The following is a 12,898-nucleotide window of genomic DNA, read 5'->3' as shown; positions in this document are numbered from 1 at the left end:
ACAAGCGAACTGAATAAATGGCAAGGCCAGGTGGTAAATAAAACAGGGACGCCCCGCCTGCTTAAAGGAAGAACCAGATGAGCATCAATATCGGACCAGCAGCCAGCGACGACATGCGCCCCCGGATTACCGTGATCGGTATCGGTGGAGCGGGCGGTAATGCAATCGCCAACATGATCGCTTCGGATATCGAGGGTGTCGATTTCCTGGTGGCAAACACCGATGCTCAGGCGCTTAGCAGCAGCCCGGCGGAGAAGCGCATTCAGCTCGGCCCGGATATCACCGGCGGCCTGGGCGCAGGGGCGCGGCCCGAAGTGGGCAAGGCCGCAGCCGAAGAAACAGTAGCCGAACTCGAAGAAGCGCTAGACGGCGTGAACATGGTTTTCATTGCCGCCGGCATGGGCGGCGGGACCGGCACTGGCGCTGCGCCGGTTATTGCCGAGGCCGCGCGTCGTAAGGGCGTGCTGACGGTGGGTGTCGTGACCAAACCGTTCCTGTTCGAAGGTACACGCCGGATGCGCGCTGCAGAAGCAGGCATCGAGGAACTGCAGAATCACGTCGACACGCTGATCGTGATCCCGAACCAGAACCTGTTCCTGATCGCCAGCCCCGAGACGACTTTCAAGGAGGCTTTCGGCCTCGCGGACGAAGTGCTGCAACAAGGCGTTCGCTCGATCACCGATCTGATGGTGATGCCGGGCCTTATCAACCTCGACTTTGCCGATGTCCGATCAGTCATGAGCGAAATGGGCAAGGCGATGATGGGCACGGGCGAGGGCGAAGGCGAAAACCGTGCGCTCGATGCTGCCGAACAGGCGATCGCCAACCCGCTGCTCGATGGTGTCAGCATGCAGGGCGCGAAAGGCGTCATCATCTCGATCCTCGGCGGTGAAGACATGAAGCTGCTCGAAGTGGACGAAGCTGCTAACCACATTCGCGAGCTGGTCGATGAAGATGCGAACATCATCTGGGGCAGCGCGTTCAATCCTGACTTGGAAGGCAAGATCCGGGTATCGGTCGTCGCCACAGGTATCGAGCAAAGCGCTGCGGCAAAGGCGGAGCGGTCTCAGCCGGTATCGCTTTCCAATGCCCGCGCGCCCAAACGCCCGATCCTCGATTTGGGCGCGAGCAGCGAAGAGCCGGCTACCAAAGCGCCGCTCGATCTGGACGAGCCAGCGCCTGAGCCGGAACCAGCCGCCGAAACCATGCCCGAGCCAGCCAACGAGGCGGAGCCGTTCGACCTCACGGGAATGCAGGCGGGCGACGACATGGGGGAAGATGGAGACGACGTCGATGACATCGTCGATCCGCTTGCCGGTCTGCGCGATGCGGAGGAAGACGAGTACGAACTCGGCGGTGAGCTTGCCGAACCTGCCGAAGACGGCAATTTCGGTTCCGCGGGCGAGAGTGGTTTTTCCGGCGCGTCGGGAAATGCTGACGGAGAGGAAGAGCCGCTCGAACTCGGCGGTGAGTATGCGGAGACTTCCGAAGCTGGCGTGGACGATGATCTGCTCGGTAATGCCGACCGCCTCGCAGCCGAGGACAAACCGGTCGAAGCGCGCTCGGGCGGAGAAGGCAAGACCGGCTTGTTCGGAGGCGGTTCTGCGGGCGGAGCAGGTGATGGCCCAGCAGGAGGCGGCGGCAGTTCCGGTGATGGTTCATCGGAAAAAGCCGGAGGCGCAGCCGCCGGGGGCAGCACCCTGTTCGAACGTATGGCCAACCTCTCTCGCAGCGGTTCGGATGACAAGGGCGATGATGACGAGGACGGAGATGATGATGGCCCCGCTCTCAGCATCCCGCGTTTCCTCGGCCGCCAAAACAACCAGTGATCGGCATTTCCGCGCCTGCGTAGAGGGTGCGGAATTGTCATCGGTTTGGCGGACGTTCAGTGCTATTCGCCTCGCATTCAGGCAGGTCGTCCTAGCGCAGCGTGAAATTTCGACTAGCTGATCGATTGATATGATATATCCGGCACCCAAGGCCTTGAGTAATTTGTCGCTTCTTTTCGCGACAGCGTTGATGAGCGCGGTTGCCGGAGCTGCTCCTGTCGCTGCGCAGGATTCCACAGCGCGCGCGGTGGTCCAGCCGCTGCCGACACAGGAGATGCAGGACCTTAACCGCGCGCTCATGAGGCTCGCCAAGCGCCCGAAGAGCGTCGACGCCTTGATCGATGCCGGCGAAGCTTCGGTCAAAGTCGGCGATCTGGACGCGGCGATCGGGTTCTATGGCCGGGCGGAGGATCTTTCCCCTAACAATCCACGCATCAAACTGGGTATGGCGAGTGTCTACCTGCGCTCGGGCAGGCCAGTTGATGCGCTACCGCTTTTCGCAGCGGCGCAGAGCGCGGGCGCGCAGGCCCGCGACCTGTTGAGCGACAGGGGGTTGGCTTTCGATCTGGTCGGCGATTCCGAGAGCGCGCAGGCCGCCTACAAACGTGCGATCACGCTCAATCCCGATGATGTCGAAGTGCGCCGCCGCCTTGCGCTCAGCTATGCAATCACCGGTAACCGTACCGGGTTTGAAGACATGCTGCGCCCGATGCTCGACCGGCGCGACCTGGCATCCTTCCGCACCAGAGCCTTTGGTCTCGCAATCATGGGCGAGCAAGACAGAGCAGCCGCGATCGTCGATGCAGTCATGCCGCGCGATCTCGCCGGGCGAATAACTCCCTATCTTGCCTATATGCCGCGATTGACCCGTGCGCAGCAGGCCGCGGCCGCCAATCTCGGCATTTTTCCGCGAGCTGCCGATATTGGCCGCGAAGATCCGCGGATCAGGGAATTCGTGAGCGCCGCCGGAGCGCAAGAAGGCGGTCCGCGCTCCGATGCGTCGAGCAGACTTGAGCCGGCAGGCGAGCCGCTCGGTGCACAGTCGCAATCCGCAAGTGTCGCGGATGCCTTTGCCGATATGGGCGGCGGGTCGCTCCCCGATGCCGCAGCAGGGAGCAATGCCGTCGATCTCGCCGCGCTCGAAATCCCGCGTGAGGTCGAACAGGCACAGGAGCCTGCAAAGCCGTCACATCCCAGCCGCATCTGGGTGCAGGTCGCCACGGGCCGCGACGTCGCCGCGCTGAAATTCGATTGGCGTCGCCTGACCGAGCAGGCACCCGATTTGCTCGGAAATCTCGATCCGCACGTGACGCCGTGGGGACAAGCCAATCGCTTGCTCGCGGGCCCGGTCGCCGATCGCAATGCCGCGCGCGACCTGATCAATGCGCTGAAGGAAAAGGGTATCGACACTTTTCGCTTCGAGAGCATTGAAGGCCTTGAAATCAAAGAGTTAAAATAGAGCCGGTGGGTCATCCCCCGCTTTCTGTGCACAAGCTTTGAACAGGCGAAGAGCGTTCTCCCCAGCCGCGCAGTGTGGCCGGATTGCCAAGAGACAGGTTGTGCGGGCATCCCTGCAATCGATGACGAACGAGCCCCCAATCCGATGAGACCGCGCGAACAGGAATTCTCAGCGCAGGACGACGCAGCACCTGTCGACATGCTGGCCGCGCTGTTCGAAGCGCGTAACTGGACGTGCGAGGTCGTCTCCGATGACGAGATGGTTGGCGAAGTCCAAGGGAGCTGGGCCAAGTATCAATTGCGCGCCATCTGGCGGGCGCAGGACAACGTTCTGCAGTTCCTTTGCCTGCCCGATATCAGGGTGCAGGATGACAAGAAGCAGCGAGCTTATGAGCTTCTGAGTCTCGTCAACGAACAGATGTGGCTCGGCCATTTCGATATCTGGTCGAACGGGGAGGTCCTGCTGTACCGTCACGGGGCCCTGCTGGGCGATGACGGAATGCTGAGCCTCACGCAGGCGCAATCTCTGGTGGAGAATGCGATCGATGAATGCGACCGTTTCTACCCGGCTTTTCAATTCGTGCTGTGGGGCGACAAGGACCCACGCGATGCGCTCGACGCGGCAATGGTTGACGCAGCCGGCGAAGCATAGGCAAAGGCCGTCACCGAAAGGTGGTTTCCTGCATGGCCGGTATTAACAAGCTTCTCATCATCGGATGCGGCAATATGGGCGGCGCGATGCTGGCCGGATGGCTTGCCTTGGGATTCGACCCTCAGCGATTTGCGGTGCTGGATCCGGCGCTGGAGGACGCACCGGAGGGCGTTGCGCTCTATCGGTCGCCGGACGAAGCCGAGGTCGCTGGCGATCATGACGCGGTGCTGCTCGGTTTCAAACCGCAACAACTCGGCAAGCTCGCGCCGGGATTGCAAAGTGTCGCGTCCCATGGTGTGACGGTTTACTCGCTGCTCGCGGGGCTGACGCTCGCACAGCTTCAAGCCGCTTTTCCAAATGCGGACGCGCATGTGCGAGTGATGCCGAACCTCGCCTCTCGCATAAACAAATCGCCGGTGATCCTGCTGGAAAAGGGCCTCTCGAGCGGCGAACGCGGCGGCGCTTTCGAACTTTTCAACGCCCTAGGGACGGCGTTGTGGCTTCAGGAGGAGGATCAGTTCGATCTAGTCACTGCCTTGGCGGGCTCGGGACCGGGTTTCGTCTACCGCTTCATCGATGCGCTCGCCGGGGCTGCAGCCCAGCTGGGTTTGCAGCGCGACCAAGCCGAAGCACTGGCACTCACCATGGTGGACGGCGCGTCTTCGCTTGCATCCGGAGAAACTCTCTCTCCCGGGGAACTGGCGGACCGGGTCGCAAGCCCCGGCGGTATGACGCGCGAAGGGCTCAATGTGCTCGACCGGGACGACGCACTGCACAAGTTGCTCGTCGAAACCCTTAGGGCGACTGCAGAGCGCGGTGCGCAACTTTCAGCCGGAAGTGATTGAATCTTAGGCATAAGAGCGGACCGGTCAGGGTTAACCTTCGTCAATACCTTCAGACCGGTTTCACTTGAAATTTCGATGCAAAACACCGATATTCTTCGGGAAGGGCGCGGTATGTCGCGCCGGTAATGGAGTTAGGGATCCAATATGGCTGATTGGAAGAACACACAGCGCACCGGATTTGGTTCGGTGCCGCGCGCCGGCGGCGATGTCGCTGGTGTCACCTATGACGAGGGCCTGCGCAAGCACATGCTCTCGATCTACAATTACATGGCCTCGGGCGTGCTGTGGACCGGCATAGTTGCCATCCTGTTCTCTTGGGGCGGAATGGAGTCTCCCGCGGCTTGGCTCGCCATCAATGGCGGCATCCTGCTGTGGGTGGTGAAGCTTTCGCCGCTCGCATTCGTGCTTGCCATGAGCTTTGGCCTGCACAAGATGAGCCAGTCCACGCTTCAGATCGTGTTCTGGTCTTTCGCGACCGTCATGGGACTTTCGCTGTCGACGATCTTCCTTGTCTACACCGGTGAATCCATCGCGGTCACGTTCTTCGCAACGGCGGGTGCGTTCGCTGGCCTTTCGCTGTTTGGCTACACCACGAAGAAGGACATGTCCGGTTTCGGCAGCTTCCTGATCATGGGTGTTATCGGGCTCATCATCGCGATGGTGATCAACTTTTTCCTGCAGTCCGAAACCTTTGCGTTCGTGATCAGCGGCATCGGCGTGCTCGTTTTCGCAGCGCTGACCGCCTACGACACGCAGCGACTGAAGAACGAATATCAGTACGTTCGCGGAACGGAATTTGCGGGCAAGGCCGTGATCATGGGCGCGACGAGCCTGTATCTCGACTTCGTCAACATGTTCATGTTCCTGCTTCAATTCCTCGGCAACCGCGATTGATATCGGTTAACCGAGTGGCACTGATCTGATCAGAGGCACGGTTCCTCGATCAAACTGGTGACATCTCGAATGCCCGGGCCCTTAGCGGGGTACCGGGCATTTTCTTTGCCCGCGATTGGGACTATCAAAAACAGCCCTAATATCATGGTAATGCGGCGTCGGGCATGATCCGGCATCGACAATGAGAGAGTAAGAACATGACAGGTGCAGACGGTCGCTCAGCAAGTGCCTTCCAACAAGACGGAAAATCACCTTCGGGACTTCGAATTACGACGGTCGCAATTGCGACAGCCATGCTGGGCGCGTGCGCAACGCCGCCGCCTCCACCACCACCTCCGCCGCCCCCTCCGCCGCCGCAGGCAGAGGCAGTGCCCTATCGCCCGCTTCCCCCGGGTGGCGCAGCCTATGTGATGAACATTCCGCAGCGCGGGGCGGACGGGATGCACATGACCGTGCACCGCAATGTGTCCGATGACGAGAAGGTCTGGCATTTCCGTTCCGCCTGGAATGTCGCAGCACTCAATTGCACCGCGCCGCAATATCAACCGATCCTCGACGGCTACAGCGCCTTCATCAAGGATCACGCCAGGACGCTTAAAAGGATCAACGACCGCATCGACCGAGGCTATCGTCAGCAAGCCTCATCGCGGCGTCAGGCCGTTCGCGCACGTGAGGCGCAGATGACCAGCGTATACAATTACTGGGCGCTTCCGCCTGCGCGTGCCGGCTTCTGCCGCGCCGCGCTGGACATGTCGAACCAGGCGATGGCCGCGCCGCCGAGCGATCCGGTGGCTTTCGCGATGGCCAATTTCGACACGCTTGAGGCTCCGTTCGAAAAGTTCTTTGCGGACTATCAGGAGTATCGCCGTCTTTCAGCGGACTGGGATGCGAAATACGGCCAGCAATACGGTCCTTCGCAGCCGGGCTGGGTCGCCGTACAGAAGGCTCGCGCCAACGGCGTTGTTATTCCTACAGTGGGTGCGAGTGCACCGGCCCAAACGCTGGCATCGCCCTCCACAGTGAGCGGTACGGTGGTGCAGAACGAAACTGGCGCGGAGGTGCCAGTCGTGCCGGTTCAGGAAGGCGTTGTTTCTCAGCCAGTGGTGGAACCTGTCCCAAGCGGCGAGACGCAGGCGGCAGCTCCCACTCGCACCCCTCAGGGTCTTCGCTGAGGCACGCTCTAGCAGATCGATAGCAATGCAATGGGCAAGCGGTCTGTCGCCGCTTGCCCATTTGTTTTCGCCACGCTAACGCTGCCCAATCACTTCGGTAACGGGAACGCGGTGCAAATCCGCGGCTGTCCCTGCAACTGTAAGCGGTGAGTGTTTGGTTCGCGCGGCTCGCTCCGGGCTGCAGCCACTGAGGGAAACCTTGGGAAGGTGAGGACCAGACATGTTGAACCGTAAGCCAGGAGACCGACCGAGGCGTGTCGCTTGTTGCCAGGTTCAGGGATTGATCCGGCGCGAAATACCTTTCGTTTCGAGCGACGACTAGCTGGCCGTGCAGGGGGCATCCCGCGCGGTCTTTGGTTTTGCTCGAGTGGGAGGGATCCTCCGTGAGAAAAAATTTGTATTTGTACGGCGTCGCGGTTGCGGCGCTTGGTTGGTGCACGCCGATATTGGCGCAGGATGCGGGTGGAAACCCGTCTGATGAAAACGAGGTTCTGGTGACGGCGAGCCGCACCGACACCTCGGTCGCACTGGAAAACTACACCGGCTCTGCCTCAGTCATCTCTGCCCAGGATCTGATCGACCGGCAGGTGCGCGATATCGCGGATGTCTTGCGCGACGTGCCCGGCGTGGCCGTAAGCTCGGTCGCAGGGCAAACGCAGATCCGCTTGCGCGGCTCGGAAGCCAATCACGTGCTGGTGCTGGTCGACGGCATCGAGGTATCCGATCCGTTCGCCGGAGAATTCGATATCGGGACATTGCAGGCGGAAATCGGCAGCCGGTTGGAGGTCCTGCGCGGTCCGCAATCGGCGCTCTACGGCAATGATGCAATTGGCGGCGTGGTCGCCTATGAAAGCGCGAGCGGACGCGATCTTGAAGGCTTCGCCGCGAGGATCGAGGGCGGCACCGAGGACACGATCAACGGTTCGGCTAGGATTGGCCTGGCAGGCTCCGCATGGGACGCAGCGCTCTCTGCAACTGTGGTCAGCACCGATGGCGAGCCGAATGCGAGAGGCGGCACTAGGGACATCGGCCGCGATAGCTACACCGTGTCAGGGAAGGGGGCAGTCGAAGTCGCGCCCGGTTTCGAACTGCGTGCAACCGGTCGGTACATCCGCACCGAGGGCGATTTCAACGATAGCAATTTCGATCCCACATCGCCGACATTCGGACTGATCATCGACAGCCCGGACACCCGTTTCGAAAACGATGCGATCTATGCGTTGATCGGCGCGCGGTTTTCGGTCCTGGATGACCGCTGGACGCATGATCTCTCAGGCCAGATCGCCGATATAGACCGAGACACCTTCGGCCCGTTCGGACGCACCAGCGGTAGCGAGGGCGACAGGTTGAAGGCGTCCTATGTCAGCGCTTTCGCGATCGACGACCGCCACAGCCTGACCTTTGCCGCCGATTGGGAACGCGAGAGGTTCCGCAACGATGATCCGTTCGGCTTCGCATCGGACATGCGCCAGGAAATCGAGAATGTCGGCCTTGTCGGGGAGTACCGTTTCAGCGGAGACCGTTTCGATCTCGCTGCTGCGGTGCGTCACGACATCAACGATCGTTTCGCCGATGAGACCACCTTTCGCGTCGGTGCGGGGTTCGATGTCACGGCGAGCACGCGGATCAGGGCAAGCGCCGGATCGGGGATCAAGAACCCGGGCTTTTTCGAACTGTTCGGATTTTTCGACGGACAATTCATCGGCAATGAAGACCTTGCGCCCGAAAAATCGAACAGCTGGGAAGTCGGCATCGACCAGCGGCTTGCAAACGGAGCGATCCTTTTGTCCGCGACCTATTTCGACAGTGAGCTGGAAAACGAAATTTTCACTACCTTCCCTCCGCCAGACTTCATCGCGACGCCGGCAAACCGGGAGACGGAAAGCACCCAGCGCGGTGTCGAGGTCTCGGCCAGCGCACAGCTGGGCGGCGGGTTCAGCGTGGATGCGGCGTACAGCTTCCTCGACGCGGAAGAGGACGGGATTGAGGAAGTCCGCAGGCCGGATGACATCGCCAGCGCGGCGCTCAACTGGACGCACCCAAGGGACATCGCGTCGGCGACTCTGGTCGTGCGCCATAATGGCGAAGCGGAGGATTTGGCGTTCACCGATCCGAGCTTCATCCCCGTGCGCGTGACGCTGGACGATTACACGCTCGTCAACTTTAACGCGCGGGTTCAGCTGACGGACCAGGTCGAGGCGTTCGGACGGGTCGAGAACATCTTCGACGAAACCTTCGAGCAGGTGTTCAGCTTCGTCTCACCCGGGCGCACCGCAGTCGTCGGCCTGAGCGCACGGTTCTGACAAACTCCGTGCGGTAGTCCAAGAACTCTCGCTTTTTTCAGGAAAATGCATAGGTGGAAGCCATGCATTTTCTCGATCAGGCCAAAATCTATCTCAAATCGGGTGCGGGCGGGCCGGGCGCGGTTAGCTTTCGCCGTGAAAAGTACGTCGAGTTTGGCGGCCCGGATGGCGGCAATGGCGGGAAAGGCGGCGATATCATCTTTGAAGCGGTGCAGGGCCTGAACACCCTCATCGACTTTCGCTACGCCCAGCATTTCAAGGCGAAACGCGGCAATCACGGGCAGGGCCGCAACCAGACTGGTGCGGGCGCACCCGATCTCGTCATCGAGGTTCCGGTTGGCACGCAGGTATTGTCCGAGGACAAGGAAGAGGTGCTCGCCGATTTCACCGAAGTCGGCCAGCAAGTGACCTTCCTCGAAGGCGGCATGGGCGGGCGCGGCAACGCGTCCTACAAAAGCTCGACAAATCGCGCGCCGCGCCAGCATCAGCCGGGCGAACCGGGTGAGGAAATGTGGGTCTGGCTGCGGCTGAAATTGCTTGCCGATGTCGGGCTGCTCGGGCTGCCCAATGCCGGCAAGTCGACCTTCATCAACGCGGTTTCGAATGCCGGTGCGAAGGTCGGGCACTATGCCTTCACCACGCTCATTCCCAAGCTTGGCGTGGTGCGGCACAAGGGCCGCGAATTCGTGCTGGCCGATATTCCCGGCCTGATCGAAGGGGCGGCTGACGGCGCGGGGATCGGCGACCGTTTCCTTGGTCATATCGAGCGTTGCCGCGTGCTGATCCATCTGATCGATATCGCCGGCGAGGATCCGGCAGAAGCAATGCGCACGGTGCTCGCGGAGCTGGAGGCGTACGGCGAAGGGCTGGCTGACAAACCTCAGCTGGTCGCGCTCAACAAGATGGACCTCGCCGACAAGGAATTGGGGCAGGCCTTCGCTGACGAACTCATCGCAGCTGGCGCGGACAAGGTGTTCAACGTGTCGGGCGCCACTGGCGAAGGGATCGAGGATTTGCTCGACGCGGTGCTCGGCTATCTGCCCGACCAAACGTCGACCGAAACGAACGCCGCCGAACTCGAAAGCGAAGATGAGGCCGATGGCGAGTGGTCGCCCATCTGACGCGATGCGCATTCAGGCTATCAGTGACTTGGGCTCGGCACGCCGGCTGGTCGTCAAGATCGGCAGCGCGCTGCTGGTGGAAGACGGCAAGCCCGCTTCGGATCGGCTGAAGTCGCTCGCCCGCGATCTGGCAGAACTGCGAGAGCGGGGCACAGAGATTATCGTTGTCAGCTCAGGGGCGATCGCGCTGGGCGCTGCACGGCTGGACTTGCCGAAAGGCGGGCGCGCAAGCCTTGCCGATGCGCAGGCCGCCGCTTCGGTGGGACAGGTCGCTCTGGCGCAGCTTTGGGCAGAGGCGCTGGGCGAGCACGATCTCTTGGCGGCCCAAATGCTCGTGACGCTTGGCGATCTCGAAGATCGGCGGCGGTATCTCAATGCGGCCGCCACGATCGAGCGCTTGCTCGAAACCGGTGCGGTTCCGGTCGTGAACGAGAATGACAGCGTGGCAACAGAGGAAATCCGCTTCGGCGATAATGACCGGCTCGCGGCGCGGGTGGCGCAGGCAGCGCGGGCCGATGCGGTATTGCTGCTATCCGATGTCGACGGACTGTTTGATCGGCCCCCGGATCAGGAAGGCGCGGTTTTGATCGAGCGGGTCGAGGGCGTGACGCCCGAAATACTGGCGATGGCAGATACCGGCTCGTCTTCGGGTATCGGGTCGGGCGGGATGGCCTCGAAGCTCGAGGCAGCGAAGATTGCCGGGCGCGCAGGGATCATGCTCGCAATCGTCAACGGCACTCGCCTGCCGCCGATCGCGAGCGCAGTCGCGGCCAATCGCGGCACGGTGTTCTTGCCGGTCCGCTCGGACAGCGCACGCAAGGCATGGCTGGGAGGGCGTTTGGCGTGCGAGGGGGCTTTGACCGTAGATGCCGGTTGCGTATCTGCGCTTGCGCGCGGGGCAAGCCTGCTTGCAGCGGGAGTGACGCGGGTCGAGGGTGATTTTCAGCGCGGCGACCTCGTACAGATCGATGGTCCTGATGGGGAAAGATTGGGGCAGGGTTTGGTCGAGTATAACGCGGAGGAATGCCGAGCCATAATGGGTATGCGCGAAGGTGAACAGGAAGCGCAGCTGGGATACGTCCCGCGCGCCGCAGTGGTGCACCGCGATCATATGGTGCGGTCATGAGCATCGCGGTTACCGGGGCGACGGGTTTCGTTGGCGGTGCAGTCATGGATGCCGCGCGGCAGAAGCGGCTGGACGCGCGCGCTCTGACGCGTTCACCAAAGGCGGAGCGCGCGGGGGTGATGTGGATCAAGGGCACTCTCGACCAGGAGAGCACCCTTCGAGACCTCATCCGGGGCACCGATGCTGTGATCCACATTGCAGGTCTGACCAACACGCCCAATCCGGTGCGGTTCGAAGCAGCAAATGTTACCGGCACCGCCAACATGATCGCCGCTGCGAAGGCGGAAGGCGTGCAGCGATTTGTGTTCGTCTCTTCGCTTTCTGCCCGCGAACCCGATCTCTCCGCCTATGGCGGATCGAAGGCGCGCGCGGAGGAGCTGGTCAAGGCGAGCGAGCTCGACTGGACCATCGTGCGTCCGCCTGCTGTTTACGGGCCCCGCGACACGGACATGTTCGAGCTGTTTCGCACGGCAAAGTACGGGATCGTGCCGGTCCCGCCGGAAGGCCGCACTTCGATCATCCATGTCGAGGATCTGGCGCGGCTGCTGATCGCGCTTGTTCCGTCCAGCCACAAGGTCACCGGAAAGATCTTCGAACCGTGGGACGACAATGCATTCGGCTACGAGCATTCCGAACTCGGCAAGATGATTGCCGAGGCGGTGGGCAATCCGAATGCGATCGCGCCCAAGCTTCCAGCGGGAGTCCTGCAATTTGCAGCGAAAGCGGATCAGGCCATTCGCGGGCCAAAGGCAAAGCTGACCCCTGACCGTGTCGGCTACATGCTGCATCCCGATTGGGTGTGCGACATGAAGAAGGCCCCGCCGATTTCGCTGTGGCAGGCCGTATGGTCGGGCGAAGACGGCCTCAAAATGACCGCTGAATGGTACAAGGCACAGGGTTGGCTCTAGGTGATCCCGCTTTGACGCGGGCAGCCTTGCGACTATACCCTCAGCGGGTCGCATAACTTTCGGACCGTGCGAGCTTTGCCGGTCCGGTTATGCTTGGGGGAATTCCATGAGAAATATCGCACTGTTGGCGGCGCTTGCCGCTGTTGCCGCCTGCTCGCCTGCCGAAACCGAAGAGACCGTGGCCGCCGACGCTGCGGCTGTCGACAAAACGGAAGCCGTGGCCGAAACCACCGCTGCCGATGGCGGGCCATCGCATGGCACTTTCCGCATCACTCAGGCCGATGGCGACGTCATCATCGAGGAACTCGCGGAAGACGGAACTTTCACTGCCACCGATCAAGATGGCGAGGTAACGACCGGCACGTACGAACAGAGATCGCCCAACGAATTCTGTTCAAAGGACGACGATGAAGCGGAAATGAAATGCTACGCCGAAGAGGTGAATGCAGAGGGTGTCTGGACCTCGACCGACCCGGATGATGGCGAAACATCAACCGTCGAGCGCGTTACCGACGAGGAAACAGCCTGATACGGCTGAGGCTCTGAGAACCAAATGACAGGCGCCGCCTCGGCGATATCGGGGCGGCGCT

The 12,898-nt window shown here is 61.5% G+C and carries 11 protein-coding genes and 1 riboswitch; all 11 genes read left to right on the top strand.

The annotated features are described in order from the left end of the window. The first annotated feature begins 77 nt into the window (after window positions 1-77). The 11 genes from ftsZ (at window position 78) to IB285_RS09455 (ending at window position 12,837) form a co-directional block, all read left to right on the top strand. Window positions 78-1,829, top strand: a complete 1,752-nt coding sequence (ftsZ, locus tag IB285_RS09505) for a cell division protein FtsZ (protein WP_190787945.1) — start codon at window positions 78-80, stop codon at window positions 1,827-1,829. A gap of 190 nt (window positions 1,830-2,019) precedes the next feature. Further along, on the top strand, window positions 2,020-3,288 hold the full coding sequence (locus IB285_RS09500) for an SPOR domain-containing protein (protein ID WP_234033107.1): 1,269 nt from the start codon (window positions 2,020-2,022) through the stop codon (window positions 3,286-3,288). Window positions 3,289-3,432: 144 nt separating this feature from the next. Further along, window positions 3,433-3,939 (top strand): type III secretion system chaperone family protein, encoded by a 507-nt coding sequence (locus tag IB285_RS09495; RefSeq protein ID WP_190787943.1) that lies wholly within the window; start codon window positions 3,433-3,435, stop codon window positions 3,937-3,939. A 32-nt stretch (window positions 3,940-3,971) separates the two neighbouring features. Beyond that, window positions 3,972-4,784, top strand: coding sequence for a pyrroline-5-carboxylate reductase family protein (locus IB285_RS09490; protein ID WP_190787942.1), 813 nt, complete (start codon window positions 3,972-3,974; stop codon window positions 4,782-4,784). Between the two features lie 144 nt (window positions 4,785-4,928). Next, window positions 4,929-5,678 carry a Bax inhibitor-1/YccA family protein gene (locus IB285_RS09485; protein ID WP_190787941.1) on the top strand — a complete coding sequence of 250 codons (750 nt, stop codon included), beginning with the start codon at window positions 4,929-4,931 and terminating at the stop codon, window positions 5,676-5,678. A 293-nt stretch (window positions 5,679-5,971) separates the two neighbouring features. Beyond that, the gene (locus IB285_RS09480) at window positions 5,972-6,850 is read left to right on the top strand and encodes a hypothetical protein (protein WP_234033106.1); all 879 of its coding nucleotides are present in this window, start codon (window positions 5,972-5,974) and stop codon (window positions 6,848-6,850) included. 61 nt (window positions 6,851-6,911) lie between these two features. Then, window positions 6,912-7,116, top strand: a riboswitch (cobalamin riboswitch). 129 nt (window positions 7,117-7,245) lie between these two features. Further along, window positions 7,246-9,153 carry a TonB-dependent receptor plug domain-containing protein gene (locus IB285_RS09475; protein WP_234033105.1) on the top strand — a complete coding sequence of 636 codons (1,908 nt, stop codon included), beginning with the start codon at window positions 7,246-7,248 and terminating at the stop codon, window positions 9,151-9,153. A 62-nt stretch (window positions 9,154-9,215) separates the two neighbouring features. Continuing rightward, entirely contained in the window at window positions 9,216-10,274 is a 1,059-nt protein-coding gene (gene obgE / locus IB285_RS09470) for a GTPase ObgE (protein ID WP_190787939.1), read from the top strand. Continuing rightward, on the top strand, window positions 10,252-11,400 hold the full coding sequence (proB, locus tag IB285_RS09465; protein WP_407925605.1) for a glutamate 5-kinase: 1,149 nt from the start codon (window positions 10,252-10,254) through the stop codon (window positions 11,398-11,400). Before obgE ends, proB begins: the two co-directional genes overlap by 23 nt. Further along, on the top strand, window positions 11,397-12,308 hold the full coding sequence (locus IB285_RS09460) for an NAD-dependent epimerase/dehydratase family protein (RefSeq protein ID WP_190787938.1): 912 nt from the start codon (window positions 11,397-11,399) through the stop codon (window positions 12,306-12,308). Before proB ends, IB285_RS09460 begins: the two co-directional genes overlap by 4 nt. A gap of 106 nt (window positions 12,309-12,414) precedes the next feature. Further along, on the top strand, window positions 12,415-12,837 hold the full coding sequence (locus IB285_RS09455; RefSeq protein WP_190787937.1) for a hypothetical protein: 423 nt from the start codon (window positions 12,415-12,417) through the stop codon (window positions 12,835-12,837). Window positions 12,838-12,898 lie beyond the last annotated feature (61 nt).

Source organism: Erythrobacter rubeus, from assembly GCF_014705715.1.
Classification (GTDB): Bacteria; Pseudomonadota; Alphaproteobacteria; order Sphingomonadales; family Sphingomonadaceae; genus Erythrobacter; species Erythrobacter rubeus.
The sequence above is the reverse complement of the archived record's forward strand: the minus strand, read 5'-3'. Positions and strand labels throughout refer to the sequence as shown.

What these genes read in the sequence shown, in the direction of transcription:
- ftsZ (WP_190787945.1), top strand. Translation starts at nt 78, where the DNA reads ATGAGCATCAATATCGGACCAGCAGCCAGCGACGACATGCGCCCCCGG.
- IB285_RS09500 (WP_234033107.1), top strand. Translation starts at nt 2,020, where the DNA reads ATGAGCGCGGTTGCCGGAGCTGCTCCTGTCGCTGCGCAGGATTCCACA.
- IB285_RS09495 (WP_190787943.1), top strand. Translation starts at nt 3,433, where the DNA reads ATGAGACCGCGCGAACAGGAATTCTCAGCGCAGGACGACGCAGCACCT.
- IB285_RS09490 (WP_190787942.1), top strand. Translation starts at nt 3,972, where the DNA reads ATGGCCGGTATTAACAAGCTTCTCATCATCGGATGCGGCAATATGGGC.
- IB285_RS09485 (WP_190787941.1), top strand. Translation starts at nt 4,929, where the DNA reads ATGGCTGATTGGAAGAACACACAGCGCACCGGATTTGGTTCGGTGCCG.
- IB285_RS09480 (WP_234033106.1), top strand. Translation starts at nt 5,972, where the DNA reads ATGCTGGGCGCGTGCGCAACGCCGCCGCCTCCACCACCACCTCCGCCG.
- obgE (WP_190787939.1), top strand. Translation starts at nt 9,216, where the DNA reads ATGCATTTTCTCGATCAGGCCAAAATCTATCTCAAATCGGGTGCGGGC.
- proB (WP_407925605.1), top strand. Translation starts at nt 10,252, where the DNA reads ATGGCGAGTGGTCGCCCATCTGACGCGATGCGCATTCAGGCTATCAGT.
- IB285_RS09460 (WP_190787938.1), top strand. Translation starts at nt 11,397, where the DNA reads ATGAGCATCGCGGTTACCGGGGCGACGGGTTTCGTTGGCGGTGCAGTC.
- IB285_RS09455 (WP_190787937.1), top strand. Translation starts at nt 12,415, where the DNA reads ATGAGAAATATCGCACTGTTGGCGGCGCTTGCCGCTGTTGCCGCCTGC.